Source organism: Rhodosalinus sp., from assembly GCF_046542825.1.
Lineage (GTDB): Bacteria > Pseudomonadota > Alphaproteobacteria > Rhodobacterales > Rhodobacteraceae > Rhodosalinus.
In genome coordinates, this window is record NZ_JBKHAQ010000050.1 from 1 (window position 1) to 19,135 (window position 19,135).

The window sequence follows — 19,135 nt, forward strand, 5'->3', positions numbered from 1 at the left end:
GCGCTGCCCCCGTCGGCTGCGCCGACTCCCCCGGGGTATTTCTGGCAAGAGGAAGGACCGGGTCAGGCGGCCCTCGCGGCGGCGCGGGCGGCTTCGGCGGCCCGGTCGAGGCGACGCAGCGCCTCCTGCACCTCCTCTCGCGTCAGCGTGAGCGGCGGCAGCAGGCGCACGACATTGTCGGCTGCGGGCACGGTGATGACCTCTTCGGCGAAGCACGACGTCACGAACTCCGCCGCGGGCAGGCGGCATTTCAGGCCCAGCATGAGGCCGGTGCCGCGCACCTGCTCGAAGACATCCCCGTGCGCCGCGACGAGGCGTTCGAGCCCCTGCCGAAGCTGGCCGGCGGTGGCGCGCACCTGCGCGAGGAAGGCCTCCTCGGCCACGATCTCCATCACCTTGAGGCCCACGGCGCAGGCCAGCGGGTTGCCGCCGTAGGTCGAGCCGTGGGTGCCGGCGGTCATCGCGGCGGCCGCGCCTTCGGTTGCGAGCACCCCGCCCAGCGGGAAGCCCCCGCCGATGCCCTTGGCGACCATCATGATGTCGGGCGCCACGCCCGCCCATTCGTGCGCGAAAAGGCGCCCGGTCCGCCCCATGCCGCATTGCACCTCGTCGAGGATCAGAAGCGCGCCCATCTGGTTGCAGAGGTCGCGCAGGCCCTTCAGGGACTCTTCGGGCAGCACGCGGATGCCGCCCTCGCCCTGCACCGGCTCGATCAGCACGGCGGCGGTGCGCTCGGTCACGGCGGCGCGCAGGGCCTCCTGATCGCCCCAGGGGACATGCACGAAGCCGGGCATCAGCGGGCCGAAGCCGGCGGTCATCTTCTCCGATCCGGCGGCCGCGATGGCGGCGGTCGAGCGGCCGTGAAACGCGCCCTCGAAGCAGACGATCTCGTGGCGCGGCGCGCCTGCCGCGTGCCAGTGCCTGCGCGCCATCTTGACGGCGAGTTCCAGCGACTCGGTGCCCGAATTGGTGAAGAACACCGTGTCGGCGAAGGTTTCGGCCACCAGCCGTTCTGCCAGCGCCTCCTGCTCGGGGATGCGGTAGAGGTTGGAGACGTGCCAGAGCTTCTCCGCCTGTTCCGTCAGCGCCGCGACCAGGGCGGGGTGCGCGTGACCCAGCGCGTTGACCGCGATGCCGGCGCCAAGGTCGAGGAAACGTCGCCCGTCCGCCTCGGTCAGCCAGGCGCCTTCGCCCTTCACGAAGGTCAGCGGCGCGCGGTTGTAGGTCGGCAGAACGGGAGGGATCATGCGTCTGTCCTCGTAAGGCAAGCCCTTGAGTGCCCGAGGGGCTGGGCCAAGTCAACGTCGGGGAAGGGGTGCGCGGGTCGTCGCGCGGCGGCCGGCGTCAGGCGCGTCGGCGTCGGGGTGCGGCGAAGGGAACCGGGCTCGTCATGGGCCACCGTGTAGCGCGCGCCTTGCACCTTGGGAAGCGGTTTCTCGCGCCTTGGGAATCGCGGGAACGGGAGGCTGCTGCGCACCAGCGCGCAGGTCCTGCGCTTTCGGGAATTACCGGCACCGGTGCCCGAACCCGGCAATGCGCCCCGCGAGCGCCGAAGAGCGTCACACGAAGGGGTCCTCCGGATAGCGCACCTCCGCGAGGTAGAGCCCGCCGGGTGGGGCGACAGGGCCGCAGCGGGCGCGGTCGCGCGCGACGAGCGCCGCGCGAACACGGTCGGGCGTCCAGGCGCCGGCACCCACGCGCTCCAGCGTGCCGACGATCGAGCGGACCTGATTGTGCAGGAAGGACCGCGCGCGGGCGCGGATCCACAGCTCCGGCCCCCAGAGGCCCGCCACCTCCTCGATCGACAGCTCGTCCAGCGTCCTGACCGGGATCTTCGCCTGGCAGAGCGCGGCGCGGAAGGTGGTGAAGTCGTGCCTCCCGACGAGATGCGCGGCCGCCTCGCGCATCGCTAGTGGATCGAGTGCGCGCGGCACCTGCCAGACGAGGCCCGCGGCATGGGTCGCAGGGGCGCGGCGCATCAGCAGGCGGAAGAGATAGCGTCGCTCGACCGCAGAAAAGCGCGCGTGCCAGCCCTCTGCCACCCGCGCGCAGGCCACCACGGCCACCGGCTGCGGCCTGAGATGGTGATTGAGCGCCTCCGACAGGCGGAAGGGGTCCCAGTCGCGCGCCATGTCGGCCTGCGCCACCTGCCCCAGCGCGTGCACGCCCGCATCCGTGCGGCCGGCCGCGGCGACCGCGAAGGGGCCATCCCCGAGCCGCGCAAGCGCCGCCTCGAGCGCGCCCTGCACGGTGGGCAGGCCCGCCTGCCGCTGCCAGCCGGCGAAGGGGCCGCCGTGATACTCGATCTTCAGCGCGTAGCGGGCCATGGCCAGCGCCTTAGCGCCGGGCGGCGCCCCCGGCAATCCCCGCCCCTCTGGCATCCCGCTGGCCGCACGCCTATCTTGGCCGCGCCATCGAAAGGAGCCCGATTTGGTCATAGGCACGATTGCCGAGGGACTGGTCCGCGGGGTCGGACGGGTCGGGGACACGATCGGCGGGGCCTTCTTCGAGCCGGTGATCCGGCTGGGCGTCACCGGCCTGTCGCGGGCGGGCAAGACCGTCTTCATCACCTCGCTGGTGGCCAACCTGATGGACCGGGGACGAATGCCCGGCCTGGTGGCTGCCGCCGAGGGCCGGGTCGAGGCCGCCTACCTGCAGCCGCAGCCCGACGACGCGGTACCGCGCTTCGACTACGAGCGTCACCTCGCCGCGCTGACCGCGGCCGAGCCGCACTGGCCCGACGGCACACGTGCGGTGAGCCAGCTGCGCCTGTCGCTGCGCGTGCGCTCCACCGGCCTGCTCGCGGGCTTGCAGGGGCCGCGGGTCGTGCATCTCGACATCGTGGACTATCCCGGCGAATGGCTGCTCGACCTCGGGCTTATGGAACGGGACTACGCCACCTGGGCCGAGGGGATGCTGATGCGGCTCGAGAGCCGCCCCGAGCCCGAGGCGGCGGCCTATCTGGACGCCGCGCGGGCGGCGCAGGGCAAGTCCGGCTGGACCGAGCCGGAGGCGCAGGCGCTGACGGCCGGCTACACTGCCGCCCTGCGGGCGATGCGCGACGCCGGCCTGTCGGACACCTCGCCGGGGCGCTTCCTGATGCCGGGCGAGATGGCGGGCTCGCCGGCGCTGACCTTCGCGCCGCTCCCGCGCGAGGGCAACCCGCCGCGCCGGGGCCTCTGGCGCGAGATGGCGCGGCGCTACGAGGCCTACAAGGCGCGCATCGTGCGCCCCTTCTTCCGCGACCATTTTGCCCGGATCGACCGGCAGGTGGTGCTGGTGGACGCCCTGGGCGCGATCCATCACGGGCCGGCCGCGGTGGCGGATCTGTCGCGCACCATGTCGGACGTCCTGAGCGCCTTCCGGCCAGGGCAGAACGGCTTTCTCTCGCAGGTCCTGCGCGGTCGGCGGGTCGAGCGCATCCTCTTCGCGGCGACCAAGGCAGATCACCTGCATCACACGCAACACCCCCGCCTCACCGGCTTCATGGAGGCGCTGCTGCGGCAGGCCCGCGACCGGGCGCAATATGCCGGCGCCGAGACGCGCGCGATGGCGATCGCGGCGCTGCGCGCCACGACCGAGGAGACGCGCGAGCATGGCGGCCGGCGGCTGGACCTTGTCCGGGGGCGGCTGCTGGACGGGCGGCAGGCTGCCTTCTACCCCGGCGCGTTGCCGGAGGATCCCGCCCAGCTGCTCGCGGCCGCCGAGGGCGGCGCCGAACGCTGGCTCGACGCCGACTACGAGGTGATGCGCTTCGCGCCCGCGCCGCTCACGCTGCGCGCCGGCGAGGGGCCGCCGCACATCCGCCTCGACCGTGCGACGCAGTTCCTGATCGGAAACCGGCTGTGAGCGCGCTCCCGCTTCACCTGCGCCCCGCCACGCCGCTCGACGCGGGTGCGCTGGGCGAGATTCTGCACGGCTTCGCCCGGAGCACGCCCTGGATGCCACGGCTGTGGACAGGGGCCGAGACGGTGGCCTTCTGCGGGCGAATGATCGACGCGGGCTGGGTGACCCTGGCCGAGACGGAGGGACGCGCGCTGGGCTTCATCGCGCGTGAGGGCGCCTTCATCCACGCGCTCTACGTGGCGGAGGACGCGCGCCGGCGCGGCGTGGGCCGCGCGCTGCTCGACCATGCGAAGGCCGCGAGCCCGGCACTGACGCTGCGCACCTTCGAGGCGAATGCCGGGGCGCTCCGCTTCTACCGCCGCGAGGGCTTTACCGAGGCGGGCCGCGGCGACGGTCGCGACAACGACGAGGGACTGCCGGACCTGCGCATGGACTGGCAGGACACGCGGGAGGGTGCGGGATGACCGAGCGGCAGGGGCCCGTTCTGATCGAGATCGAGGGCGAGGAGGAGGCCGCGCGCAGCTCTCCGGCAGAGGCGCCGCCAGTGCCCGACGCCGAGCCGCCAGAGGGGCGGGCGATGCAGCAGGCCGCGGCGCTGGCCGCGGCGCGGCCCTCGCGTCTTGCTCGGTGGTTCTGGGGCCTGCTGGGGGCGCTGCTGGCCACGTTGGTCTCGATCGCCGCCTGGGATTTCGCCACCTCGCTGATCGAGCGTCAGCCGCTCCTGGGCTGGGGAGTGACCGCGCTTTTCGCGGCCTTCCTCGTCGTGATGCTGGCCATCGCGGTGAAGGAGCTTGCCGCCTTCGCGCGGCTCGCGCGGATCGACGCGCTGCACCGCGCGGCCGACGCGGCTCATGCCGACGCCGACCTCGAGGGCGCGCGCCGGCTGGTGGCGCGGCTCGACGCGCTTTATGCCCGCCGACCGGAGACGGACTGGGGCCGCGCCCGGCTGGACGAACGCAAGGCCGAGCAGTTCGACGCCGAGGCGCTGCTGGCGCTTGCAGAGCGGGAACTGCTGGCGCCGCTCGACGCCCGCGCGCGAACCGAGGTGGAATCCGCCGCGCGGCAGGTCGCGACGATCACCGCGCTGGTACCGCTGGCGCTGGCCGATGTGGTCGGCGCGCTCACCGCGAACATCCGGATGATCCGCCGCATCGCCGAGATCTACGGCGGGCGCTCCGGCACGCTGGGCAGCCTGCGGCTGGTGCGGGCGGTCTTCACGCATCTGGTGGCCACCGGCGCGGTGGCGGTGGGCGACGACCTGATCCATTCGGTGGCGGGCGGGGGCCTTCTGTCGCGCGTGTCGCGCCGTTTCGGCGAGGGTGTGGTGAACGGCGCGCTGACCGCGCGGGTGGGCATCGCCGCGATGGAGGTCTGCCGCCCCCTGCCCTTCCGCGCGGCGCCGCGCCCCTCGGTCTCGGGCATCGTGCACCGCGCGCTCACCGGGCTCTTCGGAGGTGGCAAGGGCTGAGCGCCGCCACCGCGGTCTCTGCGCGGCGCAAGCGGTTTGCAAACCGCTTGCAAGGGCCTTCCAAGGCCCTTGCCCGGCGCCCGCCCTCAAGGCTTGCGGTCACGCGCCGACAGCCGGCGAGTGGCGCTGCCGCCGGACAGGGGAAACCGTGGCCGCGAGACACCCGGCTGGATCAGCCTCTTGCCGCACCGCGGCATGTCCACGGGCGGCATCGCGCTTGGCGCCGCGATCCCGGAAACGGCGCGCGGTAGGGGCTTCCCGCTGTCGCTGCTATGTCGCGATGACTGACGCCGTCCGGCCCGACGGCGCCGCGCTCACCGTCCCGCAACTGGTCGCGTCAGCCTTGCGCCCGAGGGGATCGAACGACTGCGCGCGAGCCGGGCAGCGATCGGGCGTGCGATGGCCGAGCGAGGGCGGGTCTGTAGCGTCACCACCGGGCTTGGCGCACGCTCGACCTCGGGTGCCGATCCACGCAGGCGACCGGCCGGAAGGACACCGCCGACGTGGTGCGCGCCGGCAAGGCTGGCGATCGGCGGCACGGGCGGCGGGAAGCGCCCATTTCGTCGGCACGCTCGTCAGCTCGGCCTAGCCGCGCGCGACCTCCGTGAAACGGTCGATCTCGGCCTCGGGCAGCGCCCAGTCGCAGACCAGTCGCGCGGTGAGCGGCTCGTCGGGATCGTCGCCCTCCAGCGTGCCCTCCCAGACATAGTAGCGCGCGCCCGCCTCGTGCAGCCGCCGGTGCATCGCGCGTGGCATCCGCGCGAAGAGCATGTTGGCGCGCGGCTCCTGCAGGAACTCGACCCCCGGCAGATCGCGCAGGCCATCGGCCAGCCGCGCGCAGGCGGCGTTCGCGCGGCGCGCGCTCTCCAGCCAGAGGCCGTCTGCCAGATACCCCTCCATCTGCGCGGCAAGGTAGCGGTGCTTGGAAAAGAGGTGCCCGCCCCGCTTGCGCCTGAGCTCGAATTCCCACGCGGCCGACGGATCGAAGAGGATCACCGCCTCGACCCCGGGGCAGCCGTTCTTCGAGGCGCCGAAGCTCACCGCGTCCACGCCCGCCTTCCATGTCATCTCGGCCGGGCGCGCGTTGAGCGCGACCAGCGCGTTGGCGAAGCGTGCGCCGTCGAGGTGCAGCTTCAGCCCGTAATCATGCGCGACCCCTGCCAGCGCCGCGATCTCGTCCACCGAATAGACGCCGCCGCGCTCCGTCGCCTGGGTGATCGAGACCGGCCCGCGCTGCGGCCCGTGCACGCCGCGGCTTTCCTCCGCCGCGATGGCGGCGCGCAGGTCGTCTGCCTGCATGCGGTCGCTCTCTCCCACCAGCGCGAGCTTCGCGCCGCCCGAGTAGAACTCGGGCGCGTTGCACTCGTCCTCTTGGACATGCGCAACCGGCGTGCAGAAGATCGCCTGCCACGGCTGCGCGAGCGTGGCCAGCGCCAGCGCGTTCGCCGCCGTACCGGTGGCCACCAGGTGCACCGCGGCCTCAGGCGCCTCGAAGATCTCTCGCAGCCGGGCGGTCACGCGGGCCGTGACCTCGTCGGCGCCGTAGGGGCTGGCGTAGCCGTCGTTCGCGGCTGTCATGGCCTCCAGCACCGCGGGGTGCGCGGGGCCGGCGTTGTCGGAGGCGAACTGCATCAGCGGGGCTCCTCGATCAGGTGGTCTTCCCAGTCGTCTTCGTCGATCTCGAACTCGGGGACGGTGCGGCCCTGCATCGACACGCCCGCGCGATGCACCGTCTGCGGGTCGCCCGAGATCAGCGGGTGCCAGTCGTACAGCGGCCGCCCCTCGTGGAGCAGCCGATAGGCGCAGGTTGCGGGCAGCCAGTAGAGGTTGTCCGGAATCGTCGCGGGCGTCAGCACGATGCATTCGGGCACGAACCGGTGGCGGATCGCGTATTGCCCGCAGCGGCAGGTCGAATCGTCGAAGAGGCGGCAGGCCACGCGCGTCAGCCAGACCTCGCCCGTCTCCTCGTCCTCCAGCTTGTTCATGCAGCACTTGCCGCAGCCGTCGCACAGCGCCTCCCACTCGGCGCGGTTCATCTCGTCCAGGCGCTTCTCTGCCCAGTAGCGCGGCGCAAGGCCCGTGCGGTCGATCGGATCACGGCTCACAGCGCCTCCAGAACCGCACGGGCACGGGCGCAATCGGCCTCCATCCGGGCGATCAGCGCCTCGATGCTGGCGAACTTCTCCTCGGGCCGCAGGAACTCCACCAGCGCCACCGACAGATGCGCGCCGTAGAGATCGCCCGCGAAGTCGAAGAGGTAGGTTTCAAGGTTCGCGCGATTCTCACCGAACATCGGCCGAACGCCCAGCGAGGCGGCGCCGTGATAGGCGCCCGCGTGCGGCCCGTCGAGCACGTCGACCAGCACGGCATAGACCCCGAACCGCGGCGGGTGCAGCCCGTCGATCGACATGTTGGCGGTGGGATAGCCAAGGTCGCGCCCGCGCTGCTCGCCGCCGATCACAGGCCCCTCGATCCGGTGCCAGTGCCCCAGCAGCGCCTTGGCGTCACGCGGCCGTCCCTCCGACAGTGCCTGTCGGATCGCGGTGGAGGAAACCCGCGTCTCGCCCGCCGTCACCATGTCTGCCACCGTGACGCCGAAGCCCATCGCGGCGCCGAAGCGTTTCAGGTCCTGCACGTTGCCCGCTCGGTCCTTGCCGAAACAGAAATCGCTGCCCACGACCGCATGACGCAGCCCAAGCCCGTCGCGCAGCACCTCCGCCGCGAAGCCCTCTGGCGTGAGCGCGGCCATCGCGGCGTTGAAGTTGAGCTGATAGAGGATGTCCACGCCCAGCTTGGCCAGCCGGTTGGCCCGCGCCTCGGGTCCGGTCAGGCGGAAGGGCCGCGCGGCGGGCGCGAAATACTCGCGCGGATGCGGCTCGAAGGTCACGACGCCAAGCGGCGCGCCGATCTCCGCGGCCCTGCCCCGGGTCAGGTCGATCACCGCCATGTGGCCAAGGTGCACGCCGTCGAAATTGCCGATGGCGGCCGCCGCGCCGCGATCCCGGGGCGTCGTGAACTGATGATCGCGCACGATTTGCATGGGACAGGCACCTAGCGCCGCCCGCCGCAGGGCGCAAGCCGGGCCGCCGGCTCGGCGCGCCCTTCCGGGCGCTTCTCGCGAAGAGGCCCCGCAAGGGGCCGATGAGCGCCCGGTTCAGTCGAACTTGCGCGAGGGTGCCAGCACCACGGCCTCGCCGATCAGCACCTTCTTGCCGTTCACGAGGCAGCGGCAGTCCAGCGTCACGCGCCGCTTGGCGTGCTCGATGCCCGTGACCTCGACCTCGGCCGTCACCATGTCGCCGGGGCGGACAGGCGCCAGGAACTTCAGCGTCTGCCCCATGTAGACGGTGCCGTGGCCCGGCAGCTGCTCGCCGATCACGGCAGAGATCAGCCCGGCGGTCAGCATCCCGTGCGCGATACGCCCCTCGAAGATCGTGTCGCGGGCATAATCGTCGTCCAGATGCACCGGATTCCGGTCGGTCGAGACCTGCGCGAACATCTCGATGTCCTCGTCGGTCACCTCTTTCCGGAGATGCCGGGTCATCCCCATCTCGATGTCCTCGATGCAGATCGTGCCGCGCGGCATGTTGTCCAGCATCTCCACCTCCCGAAAGCCTCACGCAATTTTCGGGCGCATGAGCACCCCTTGCGGCAACTTAATTACTTTGCTCCCGCAGAAAGGCAAGAGGCGATTTCAGCGCAGCGCGCCGATGGCGTATTGCGGCGACACCTTTTCCGCCGACAACCATGCCGAAAGCCGCTCGGGATCGGGCTGCCGGGCGGTGCCTGTCTCCAGCCGCGCGAGCCCGCCGGAGATGTAGAGCGAATCGATCCCTTCCCCCATCGCGCCGGCAATGTCGGTGCGCGTGCCGTCGCCAATGGCCAGCATCGCCTCGCGCGGCACGTCGCGCTCGAGCGCCGCGAGCCGACGATAGGCGAGATCGTAGATCGGCGGATGCGGCTTGCCGAAATAGAGGCTCTCGCCCCCCATCTCGGTGTAGAGCGCGGCCACCGCCCCCGCGCACCACTCGCGCACGTCTCCCCGGTCCACGACGATGTCGGGGTTCGCGCAGAGCAGCTTCAGTCCCTGCGTCTTTGCATAGAGCAGATCGGGCCGCAGAACCGAAGGGTCGGCCATCGGGTCGAAGGGCCCGGTGCAGACGATGCCTTCCGCCTCGCGCAGCGGCACGCGCGCGATCTCCAGCGGGTCGTCGAGCAGCCTGAGCGGCTCGAAGAAGCCGAGATCGTGCTCCTGCCCGATGAAATAGACACGCTGGCCCACCGCGCCCCGAAACATCGCCGCCCGCGCGCTGTCACCCGACGTGGCCATGGCATCCCAGGCATCGCGCGGCACGCCCAGCCGGTCGAGCTGTCGCTCGACGCCTGCACGGGGCTTGGGCGAGTTGGTGACCAGCACCACCGCGCCGCCTCGCTCTGCGCGGTAACGCTGCAGGGCCGCCACCGCCTCGGGCAGCGCGCGCACGCCGTCGTGCACGCAGCCCCAGAGATCGACCAGAAGCGCGTCGTAGCGCGCCGCGATTTCGTCCAGCGAGTCTATGATCTGGGTCACGGTGCCCCTCCGGCATGACAGGGGGCGCCACACCGGGCGCCCCGAACTGTTCCCCTTGGCCTGCCCGGCGTCAGGCCGCGAGGTTCGGGATGATCTGCTTCTTGCGGCTCATCACGCCCGGAAGCACCACCGTGTCGCCCTCGACCGTCGCGCCAAAGCTTTTCTCGGCCACCCGCTTCACAAGCTCGTTCGGAACCAGCAGCGTGGCCTGCTCACGCAGGATGTCCACCACGAAGAGCAGCACCTGGTCGACGCCGTCCTCCCGGGCGACCTGCGGCATGGCCGCGATCAGCGCATCCTTGCGCGACAGCACCTGCTCGGGGCTCGTCGTCTCCAGCACGCTCACGCGGAACTTCGTGCCGCCCACCTCGTAGGCCTTCGAGTCCATGCGCAGAAGTTCCGCCTCGGAAAAGGCCGAGACGTCGGATTTCGCCGCGAACATCTCGGCCGCATAGTCCGGGATCGAGACGGCGAGTTCCGCGGCAAGACTTTCTGCCACCGCGCGGTCCTTGTCGGTGGTCGTCGGGCTGCGGAACTCCAGCGTGTCCGACAGGATGCAGGACAGCATCGCGCCCTTGATCCGCTCGGGCATCTTCGCGGCGTCCGCGCCCATCAGGTCGTGCATGACGGTCGCGGTGCAGGCCAGCGGGCGCACGGTGATGTCGATCGGCGCCTTCGTCTCGATGCCCCCCGTCAGCTTGTGGTGGTCGATGATCGCCCTGATATCCAGCGCGTTGACGTTCTCCGGCAGTTCGGCGGGGTTGTTGGTATCCACGATCACCACCGGTGTGCCGTCGGCGATGCTCTCCGCGATGCGCGGGCGGTCGAGCCCCCAGCGCTGCAGCACGAAGGCCGCCTCGGTGTTGGGCGCGCCCAGAAGCACCGGCTCGGCCGCCTCGCCCTTCACCTCCGAAAGATACCAGGCCCAGATGATGGGCGAGCCGGTGGAGTCGGTGTCGGGGGCCTTGTGGCCAAAAACCTGCAGCGTCATGGAAGGGCGTCCGTCGTTTGGGTGGCTATGTCGCGCGCCTTATAGGGGCGCCGCACGACCTTGTCACGGGGCCTTCGCTGCATTGCAGCATCGCGGGCGCAACGGCCCGGTCCTTCCTCTTGCCGGAAATACCCCGGGGGTGAGGCCCGGAACGGGCCGAGGGGGCAGCGCCCCCTGGCCGCCCGCGCGGGCCCACCCGGTGCCGCGGAGCGGGCCAAGGCGTTTGCAAACGCCTTGAACGCGCTTTGCAAGCGCGTTCCCGCGCCCCGCTCATATCCTCTGGTCGTAGTCGCCCACCGACGGCTCGGTGCGGATCACCGCGTCGATGTCGGCGAAGATCGCGCGCATCTCGGCCTCGCTCTCGGGGCTTTCGCAGACCACCACGAGGTTCGGGGTGTTGGAACTCGCCCGGACAAGCCCCCAGGCGCCGTTGTCGAGGATCACGCGCGCGCCGTTCACCGTCACCACCCGGTCGATCGCGCGCCCGCCCACCGTCTCGCCCGCCTCGGCCTTGGCCTCCAGCCGGCCGACGATGCGCGCCAGGACGTCGTATTTCTCGGTGTCGCCGCAGAACGGCGACATGGTCGGCGTGGACCAGGTGCGCGGCAGCGCCTTGCGCAGGTCCGACATGGCGCTGTCGGGGTTGCGGTCGAGGATGCGGCAGATTTCCACCGCCACGCGCATCCCGTCGTCGTAGCCGCGCCCCACCGGCTCGGCCAGGAAGTAGTGCCCCGACTTCTCGAACCCGGCCAGCGCGCCGATCTCCTTGACGCGCCGCTTCATGTGGCTGTGCCCGGTCTTCCAGTAGTCGGCCTTCACGCCCAGCTTCTGCAACTCGGGGTCCGAGGCGAAGAGGCCGGTGGATTTCACGTCCGCGACGAAGGTGGAGTTGGGATAGAGCTTGCCCAGGTCGCGGGCCATGATGACGCCCACCTTGTCGGCGAAGATCTCCTGACCTTCGTCGTCCACCACGCCGCAGCGGTCGCCGTCGCCGTCGAAGCCCAGCGCGAGGTCGGCGCCCGTCTCGCGCACCACGCGGGCCATGTCGTGCAGCATCTCCATGGCCTCGGGGTTGGGGTTGTAGTTGGGGAAGCTGTAGTCGAGCCCGGTGTGCAGCGGGATGACCTCGACGCCGATCCGCTCCAGCAGCGCGGGGGCGAAGGCGCCGGCGGTGCCGTTTCCGGTGGCACAGACCACGCGCAGTCTGCGCGACATGCGGAAATCGCCTGCGAGGTCGTCGAGATAGGCGTCGCGCACCCCCTCCACGAAATCCCAGCCGCCGCCGTCGCGGCGTTCGCCGCGGCCCTCCAGCACGATGTCGCGCAGCTCGGCCATCTCGTCGGGGCCATGCGTCAAAGGACGCTCGAACCCCATCTTCACGCCCGTCCAGCCGTTCGGGTTGTGGCTGGCGGTGACCATCGCCACCGCCGGCGCGTCGAGGTGGAACTGCGCGAAATACGCCATTGGCGAGAGTGCGGGGCCGATGTCCTTCACCCGGATGCCGGCCTGCACGAGCCCGAGGACCAGCGCCTGCTTTATCGCCAGCGAATAGTCCCGGTAATCGTTGCCCACCGCGATCTCGGGGCGGATGCCGCGGCGCTGCATCTGCGTGCCAAGGCCCAGGCCCAGCGCCGTCATGCCGGGCAGGTTGATCTCTTCGGGGTAACGCCAGCGCGCGTCGTATTCGCGAAAGCCCGTGGGCGCGATCATCGGCTCCGACAGGAATTCCCAGGTGTTCGGACGGCTTTCGGGATGGGGGCGCTTGGTCAATGGATTTTTCCTCAAATCGGTTGCTGCGCGGACCGCGCCTGCGCGGCACGGGAGGGACCGCGCGACACGGCCGGGATCAAAGGTGCTCTGCTGCGAGGCCGGCCCGGGGCGTCAGGACGAAACCTGTTCGCGCAGGATCGACGCAGTCAGCGAGATCATCAGGTAGATGCCGGAAAAGATCAGGAAGGCCAAGACCGTGTTCTCGAAGGCCTTCGGATAACTCGGATCCTCGGGCGGCAGAGGGCGCACGGAGGTGGTCAGGTAGCGGGTCTGCGAGCTGGCATCGCGGCGAGCCTGTTCCAGCGATTCGAGCGCGGACTGAAGCATCAGGTCGCGCGTCGCCACATCCGCCTGAGCCAGCTGGATCTGCGAGGCCAGTTCTGCAAGCGACCCCTGCGAGGTCGTGGCCTCGGTCATCTGCGCGTTGACCCGTCCGAGCAGCGTCTCGAGGCGGCGGATGTCGCCGCGCACCCCCTCGAGCCGGGCGGCGTTGGGCCGCAGGTTGTCTTCCAGCGCGGCCAGTTCCAGCTGCTTTTCCTGGATCTGCATCTCGATGTTGTTGATCTGGCTGCGCAGGGCGGCGATCCGGCCCTCGGGGTCGAGGACCGCGCCCTCCTGCTGCAGTGTCACCAGCGCCGCCTGCGCCTCGCGCCTCGCGGCCTCCGCATCGGCCAGCGCCTGTTCTGCGCCGACCACCTGGTTTTCGCGCTTGCGCTGCGAGAGGCTGTCCACGCGTTCCTCCGCGTAGGTGAGCAGCGCCTCGGAGAAACGCGTCGCGACCTCCGCGTCGGCCGCCGTCACCTCCATCCGGATCACGCCCTCGGTCGGGTCGTAGCCCAGCTGGACATTGCGGCTGTATAGGCTGTAGGCGTCCTCGGTCGAGGCATCCGGCTCGAGCCGCTGGATCGGGTCGATCCAGGGTTGCGAGAAATGGTCGCGAAACCCTTCGTCCTCATCGAGGCGCACCATGGCATCCTTCGATTCGAGGTAGGACTGCACGGCGATCGAATCCTGGTTCGTGGCGAACTGGGTTCCCGACAGCAGCCCGCCCATCGCCCCGCCGCCGCCGCCGTCCGACTTCAGGATCAGGAACTCGGACTTGGTCGCATACATCGGCGTGGCGATTGCGTAGAAGTAGTAGCCCGCCAGCAGCGTCGGCAAAAAGACGAAGAACGCCAGCCGCGTGAGCAGCAGGGCCAGCTTGCGCCGCCTGCGGCGCGCGATGTCGCGCTGGATGCGCGTGATCTCGCTTGCCCGGCGCTCTGCCGGGCTGACTTCGGTAGAGGGCAGCCGATCGTCGGGCCGGTGGCGCGGCACGGTCTGCGGCAGGCGCTCCGACGGCGCGGCCGTTTCCGCAGGCTCGGTCCGCCGCTCGGAAGGCACGACCAGTTCCAGCATCCCGGACTGCTGGAAGGGATCGATGCCCCGCGCACGCAACTGGCGCACGGCATCGAAATCGGAGGTCGCGGCGATGCCGTGGCGCTGCGCCACGCGCCGCGCCATGCGCAGTTGCCGCCCGGTCAGGCCCTCGCGGCGGATCGCGTCGATCTGCTCTGCCGCGGACACTTCGGCGGGGCTCTCGACGACCCCGCTGAGGCTGCTGCGCGCCCCGCCGGCCGCCGCCGCCGTCCGCGCCGCATCGCGCTGTCCCGTCCCGGTTTGCCCTGTCGTCCGCTCTTCGGCCTCCGTTTCTGCGGGTCCGGTCTCCTGGGTCGCCTGCTGCCCGCCGGCCGCCCGCGTGCCGGCCAGAGCCGCGCGCAGGGCCGCAATATTCGCCGAGGCGGAGGTCGCGGTGACACCCGGCGCCGCGCTGCCCGCTGCCGCGCTGCCCGTCCCCTGCGGTTCGTCGCCCGCCGCGGCCGGCGCGCCGGCCGCGGCGGGGCGGCGGATGCGGAACTTCCTAGCCTTGGGTCTGGTAGTCATAGAGTTGACGGGCCTCTTCGAGGGTGTCGAACATGTGCAGCTTGCCGTCGAGCAGCACCGCGGCGTTCACGGCGAACCGCTCCAGCACCTCGGGCTGGTGCGAGACGATGATCAGCGTCGTGGTGCGCAGCCGTTCGCGCAACAGATCGCCGGCCTTGCGGTTGAACTCCGCATCCGTCGACGACGGCATCCCCTCGTCGACCAGATAGACGTCGAAGTCCAGCGCCAGCATCAGCGCGAAGGTGAAACGCGCCTTCATGCCCGACGAATACGTTCCCAGCGGCTGCTCGAAATATTCGCCAAGATTGCAGAGCCAGCGGCAGAACGCCTCCACATAGTCGGGGTCCAGCCCGTAGAGCTGCGCGATGTAGCGGGCGTTCTCGCGGGCCGAGTGCCGCGAGATCACGCCGCCCATGAAGCCCAGCGGAAAGGACACCTTGCACTGGCGCCGCACCTCGCCCTCGTCGGGCTTTTCCAGACCGGCCATCATCTTGATCAGCGTCGTCTTGCCGGTCCCGTTCGGGGCGAGCACGCCCAGCGACCGGCCAAGCTCCACCCGGAAGGACACGCGGTCCAGGATCACCTTCCGCTGTTTACCGGTCCAGAAGGACTTGCTGACGTTGTCGAACTCGATCATCACCTGTCCCGGGACGCGGATTGCCCGCGCAACCGAGTCTATCTTAGCGCGGTTGACGCGGTCTTACTTCCCGAATTGGGCGGCATTATGTCGCCTGAGGGCCATCGCAGGCAAGCACCGGCGGCATTGTCGCAGGACTGGAAACGACGGATCGCGAATCGCTTCGCTGCCGAACAGACGCCCCCACCAGGCTGTCACGGCTCGTCCAGATGCAAGCGGATCGGCCCGTGCGCAGTCACCGGGTCCACACTTTGTCCCTTTTGCGTTGCGCGCAGCGGCAGGTCAGCCGCAACCCGCCTGACCTCCGGCATCAGCGCGCGCCAGTCCTCTGCCAGCGCGCGCGCAGCCTCCGACGGGCAGAAGCTCTTGCCCGGTCCCCGCGCCCGGGCAAGCGCCATCAGCGTCTCCGCGATCTTGGCGTCGGACGGCGACGTCACTCCGCCTCTGACAGCTTGTCCTGCGTCCGGGTCTCGAAGTCCGAGGCATCGTGACGCTCGTGCAACTGCTCCTCCAGCGGTCCGAAAGTCCGGTTCACCATCTTGCCACGCTGCACCGCCGGTCGCGCGAAGAAACGCTCGGCCCAGCGGATGACGTGGGTGTATTCGTGCACCGAGAGGAACTCGCCCGCGTCGTAGGCCTCTCCCATCACCAGACGGCCGTACCAGGGGCAGATCGCCATGTCGGCGATGGTGATGTCGTCGCCCACCATCCAGTCGCGCCCCTCCAGATGCCGGTTCAGCACGTCGAGCTGGCGCTTGGCCTCCATCGCGAAACGGTTGATCGGGTATTCCATCGGATAGGGCGCATAGGCGTAGAAATGCCCGAAGCCGCCGCCCAGGTATGGCGCGCTGCCCATCTGCCACATCAGCCAGGACAGAAGCTCCGGCCGGTCCTCCGGCTGGCCGAGAAAGGCGCCGAACTTCTCCGCAAGATGCAGCAGGATCGCGCCCGATTCGAAGACGCGCACCGGCTCCGGCCCGCTGCGGTCGACCATCGCCGGGATCTTCGAGTTCGGGTTTATCTCCACGAAGCCGGAGCCGAACTGGTCGCCCTCGCCGATGTCGATGAGCCAGGCGTCGTATTCCGCGTCGTGCCCCGCGGCCAGAAGCTCCTCGAACATCACCGTGACCTTGACGCCGTTCGGCGTGGCGAGGCTGTAGAGCTGAAAGGGGTGCCTGCCCACCGGCAGCGGCTTGTCGTGGGTGGGCCCCGCGACGGGCCGGTTGATCGAGGCGAAGCGCCCGCCGCTCTCCCGATCCCAGGTCCAGACCTTCGGGGGTGTATAGCCTTGCTCTTCGGTCATCCGGCGCGCTCCCTTGCTGCAGTCGCGCCGCTACCTAATGCGAAACGACGCAAGACCCAAGGCAGGGCCGCGCGCCGCTCGGCCGCAAGGCGCATCGGCAAGGGCCCGAGGCGCACCGGTTGCCATGGCATGGCGAGTTGCACCGGGTCGCCATCCGGCAGGCCGTCGTCGCAGCAGCGCGCCCTGGCCGACATGCCGGACAGGCAAAACCGCGCGCCCTGCGTCTTGAGCGCGTCGAGGCGGGCCGGAAGCCTGCCGGCGCCCGCGTTGCCGACCCAAGACGACAGGGTGGCGCGGGCCGCGCCCGCAGGCATCCGACCTTCAGCCCAGCGCCGCGTCGCAGCGCCGGCAGACGCCTGGATGCGTGTGCGTCCCCACGTCTGGCAGGATCTTCCAGCACCGCTGGCATTTCTCGCCCTCCGCGCGCTCGAAGACCACGCCGACATGCGGCACCTCGGGCAGGCGGTAGGCCTCCTGCGGCATCGGGTCGGCGGTGAGCGAGATGTCCGACGTCACGCAGAGATCGGCGAAGGACATCTGCCGGAGGATGTCGAGCGTCCCCTGATCCTCGACGTGCACCACCGGTGCGGCCTCGAGGCTCGCGCCGATCTCCTTGTCGGTGCGCTTCACCTCGAGCGCGGCGGTGACGACCCGACGCACGGTCCGCGCGGCGACCATCCTGCCGGCGAGGTCGCTGTCCAGCCACCCCTCCGGCGTCTCGGGGATGTCCTGCAGGTGGACTGAGCTGTCCTCTCCCGGGAACCGCTCCAGCCAGACTTCCTCCATCGTGAACACCAGCACCGGCGCGAGCCAGGTGGTCAGCCGGTGGAAGAGCAGGTCCAGCACCGTGCGCGCCGCGCGCCTGCGCGCGGTGTCGCCGTCGCAGTAGAGCGCGTCCTTGCGGATGTCGAAATAGAAGGCCGAGAGGTCCACGGTGCAGAAGTTGAACACCGCCTGGAACACGCCCTGGAAGTCGTAGGCGGCGTAGCCGTCGCGCACCGTGGCGTCGAGTTCCGCCATCCGGTGCAGCACCCAGCGTTCCAGTTCCGGCATGTCCGCCGGGTCCGTGCGGTCGGCCTCCGAGAAATGCGCGACGTTGCCAAGCAGGAAGCGCAGGGTGTTGCGCAGCCGGCGGTAGCTGTCGGCCACGCCCTTCAGGATCTCCGGCCCGATGCGCAGATCGCCCGTGTAGTCCGACTGCGCCACCCAGAGGCGCAGGATGTCGGCGCCGTACTGCTTGATGACGTCCTCGGGCGCCACGGTGTTGCCGAGCGACTTGGACATCTTGTTGCCCTTCTCGTCCAGCGTGAACCCGTGGGTCAGCACGCCGCGATAGGGGGCCCGGCCGATGGTGCCACAGGCCTGCAGCATCGAGGAATGGAACCACCCCCGGTGCTGGTCGGTGCCTTCAAGGTAGAGGTCGGCCAGCCCGTCCTCCGAGCCATCCTCCCGGTCGCGCAGGACGAAGGCATGGGTCGAGCCACTGTCGAACCAGACGTCGAGGATGTCGTCGACCTTGTCCCATTCGGCCGGGTCGTGATCCTCGCCCAGGAACCGCTCCTTGGCGCCGGGCTTGTACCAGGCGTCCGCGCCCTCGGCCTCGAAGGCCTCGAGGATGCGGGCGTTGACCGCCTCGTCCTTCAGCAGGAAGTCCGGATCGGTGGGCAGCGCACCCTTTTTCGTGAAGACCGTCAGCGGCACGCCCCAGGCCCGCTGCCGCGAGAGCACCCAGTCGGGGCGGGTCTCGATCATCGAATAAAGACGGTTGCGCCCGGTCTTCGGCGTCCACTGCACCAGCTCGTCGATCGAGGTCAACGCGCGGGCGCGGATCGTCTTGCCATAGGTGTCCTGCCCGTCGCCCACGGGCCGGTCGATGGCGGCGAACCACTGCGGCGTGTTGCGGAAGATCACCGGCGCCTTCGAGCGCCAGGAATGCGGGTAGCTGTGGCTCTGCCGCCCCCGCGCGATCAGCCCGCCGGCCTCCACCAGCCTGTCGATGACGGCGGCGTTGGCCTTGCCCTCGCGGCCCTTCTCGTCGAAGACGCGCAGCCCCGCGAAGAAGGGGACATGATCGCGAAACTCGCTGGATTCGCCCACGTTATGCGTCATCCGGTCGAGCCAGCCGCGCCGCGCGAAGGCGTCGTAGTCGTCCGCGCCGTGGGACGGCGCGGTGTGCACGAAGCCGGTGCCCTGATCGTCGGTGACGTAGTCCTCGGCGATCATCGGCACGTCGTAGTCCCAGAAACCGCCCGCGCCGTCGAGCCCGGCGAAGGGATGGGCGAGCGTCAGAACGCCGAGTTCATCGGCGCTCACGTCCCGCAGGCGCGCGTGCTCCGTCACCCGGGCGCGCGAGAGAGTGTCCTCGGCGAGCGCGTCGGCGAGGATGTATGTATCGCCCGCAGAGGCCCAGCACTCTTCCTGCGTGGCCTCGACCCGATAGAGGCCGTAGGCGACATCTGGGTTGTAGGCCACCGCGCGGTTGGAAGGGATGGTCCAGGGCGTGGTGGTCCAGATCACGACGCGCGCGGCGCCCAGATCCTCGGCCGCGCCCCCCCGGTCGCGCACCGCGAAGGGCACCCAGATCGTGTGGCTCTTGTGGTCGTGATACTCGACCTCCGCCTCGGCCA

General features: G+C 70.3%; 17 protein-coding genes. 3 read left to right on the top strand and 14 right to left on the bottom strand.

Annotated features, from left to right (window positions below):
• Positions 1–62 precede the first annotated feature (62 nt).
• A complete protein-coding gene (locus ACLFOB_RS08335) occupies positions 63–1,247 on the bottom strand; it encodes an aspartate aminotransferase family protein (protein ID WP_410925776.1) in 1,185 nt (394 codons plus the stop codon).
• A 312-nt stretch (positions 1,248–1,559) separates the two neighbouring features.
• Positions 1,560–2,327, bottom strand: a complete 768-nt coding sequence (gene truA, locus ACLFOB_RS08340) for a tRNA pseudouridine(38-40) synthase TruA (protein ID WP_410925777.1) — start codon at positions 2,325–2,327, stop codon at positions 1,560–1,562.
• Positions 2,328–2,430: 103 nt separating this feature from the next.
• Between truA and ACLFOB_RS08345 the strand changes: the two genes are divergently transcribed.
• From ACLFOB_RS08345 to ACLFOB_RS08355, 3 genes are read left to right on the top strand one after another with little or no spacing between them, the layout of a single operon-like run.
• Entirely contained in the window at positions 2,431–3,849 is a 1,419-nt protein-coding gene (locus ACLFOB_RS08345; protein WP_410925778.1) for a YcjX family protein, read from the top strand.
• Positions 3,846–4,310, top strand: a complete 465-nt coding sequence (locus tag ACLFOB_RS08350) for a GNAT family N-acetyltransferase (protein ID WP_410918049.1) — start codon at positions 3,846–3,848, stop codon at positions 4,308–4,310. The genes ACLFOB_RS08345 and ACLFOB_RS08350 overlap by 4 nt, the downstream gene beginning before the upstream one ends.
• Positions 4,307–5,314, top strand: a complete 1,008-nt coding sequence (locus tag ACLFOB_RS08355) for a YcjF family protein (RefSeq protein WP_410918050.1) — start codon at positions 4,307–4,309, stop codon at positions 5,312–5,314. The genes ACLFOB_RS08350 and ACLFOB_RS08355 overlap by 4 nt, the downstream gene beginning before the upstream one ends.
• Positions 5,315–5,899: 585 nt before the next feature.
• Here ACLFOB_RS08355 and ACLFOB_RS08360 read toward each other — a convergent pair.
• From ACLFOB_RS08360 to ACLFOB_RS08415, 12 genes are all read right to left on the bottom strand, one after another.
• Positions 5,900–6,946: a threonine aldolase family protein gene (locus ACLFOB_RS08360; RefSeq protein ID WP_410918051.1), complete on the bottom strand. Its 1,047-nt coding sequence runs from the start codon at positions 6,944–6,946 to the stop codon at positions 5,900–5,902.
• Entirely contained in the window at positions 6,946–7,419 is a 474-nt protein-coding gene (locus tag ACLFOB_RS08365; protein ID WP_410925779.1) for a YcgN family cysteine cluster protein, read from the bottom strand. Before ACLFOB_RS08365 ends, ACLFOB_RS08360 begins: the two co-directional genes overlap by 1 nt.
• Positions 7,416–8,354 carry a bifunctional riboflavin kinase/FAD synthetase gene (locus ACLFOB_RS08370; protein ID WP_410918053.1) on the bottom strand — a complete coding sequence of 313 codons (939 nt, stop codon included), beginning with the start codon at positions 8,352–8,354 and terminating at the stop codon, positions 7,416–7,418. Before ACLFOB_RS08370 ends, ACLFOB_RS08365 begins: the two co-directional genes overlap by 4 nt.
• A 114-nt stretch (positions 8,355–8,468) precedes the next feature.
• The gene (locus ACLFOB_RS08375) at positions 8,469–8,912 is read right to left on the bottom strand and encodes a MaoC family dehydratase (protein WP_410925780.1); all 444 of its coding nucleotides are present in this window, start codon (positions 8,910–8,912) and stop codon (positions 8,469–8,471) included.
• Positions 8,913–9,008: 96 nt separating this feature from the next.
• Positions 9,009–9,884: a TIGR01459 family HAD-type hydrolase gene (locus ACLFOB_RS08380; RefSeq protein ID WP_410925781.1), complete on the bottom strand. Its 876-nt coding sequence runs from the start codon at positions 9,882–9,884 to the stop codon at positions 9,009–9,011.
• A gap of 70 nt (positions 9,885–9,954) precedes the next feature.
• A complete protein-coding gene (locus ACLFOB_RS08385; protein ID WP_410925782.1) occupies positions 9,955–10,875 on the bottom strand; it encodes a manganese-dependent inorganic pyrophosphatase in 921 nt (306 codons plus the stop codon).
• Positions 10,876–11,145: 270 nt separating this feature from the next.
• Positions 11,146–12,585: a phosphomannomutase/phosphoglucomutase gene (locus ACLFOB_RS08390; protein ID WP_410925787.1), complete on the bottom strand. Its 1,440-nt coding sequence runs from the start codon at positions 12,583–12,585 to the stop codon at positions 11,146–11,148.
• 171 nt (positions 12,586–12,756) lie between these two features.
• The gene (locus ACLFOB_RS08395) at positions 12,757–14,568 is read right to left on the bottom strand and encodes a capsule biosynthesis protein (protein WP_410925783.1); all 1,812 of its coding nucleotides are present in this window, start codon (positions 14,566–14,568) and stop codon (positions 12,757–12,759) included.
• Complete coding sequence (locus tag ACLFOB_RS08400; RefSeq protein WP_410915821.1) at positions 14,546–15,205, bottom strand: ABC transporter ATP-binding protein; 660 nt, start codon at positions 15,203–15,205, stop codon at positions 14,546–14,548. The genes ACLFOB_RS08395 and ACLFOB_RS08400 overlap by 23 nt, the downstream gene beginning before the upstream one ends.
• Positions 15,206–15,399: 194 nt before the next feature.
• Positions 15,400–15,642, bottom strand: coding sequence for a DUF3253 domain-containing protein (locus tag ACLFOB_RS08405; RefSeq protein ID WP_410925784.1), 243 nt, complete (start codon positions 15,640–15,642; stop codon positions 15,400–15,402).
• Entirely contained in the window at positions 15,639–16,508 is an 870-nt protein-coding gene (yghU, locus tag ACLFOB_RS08410; protein ID WP_410925785.1) for a glutathione-dependent disulfide-bond oxidoreductase, read from the bottom strand. Before yghU ends, ACLFOB_RS08405 begins: the two co-directional genes overlap by 4 nt.
• Before the next feature lie 321 nt (positions 16,509–16,829).
• A partial coding sequence (locus ACLFOB_RS08415; RefSeq protein ID WP_410925786.1) for an isoleucine--tRNA ligase occupies positions 16,830–19,135 on the bottom strand: 2,306 nt, incomplete at its 5' end.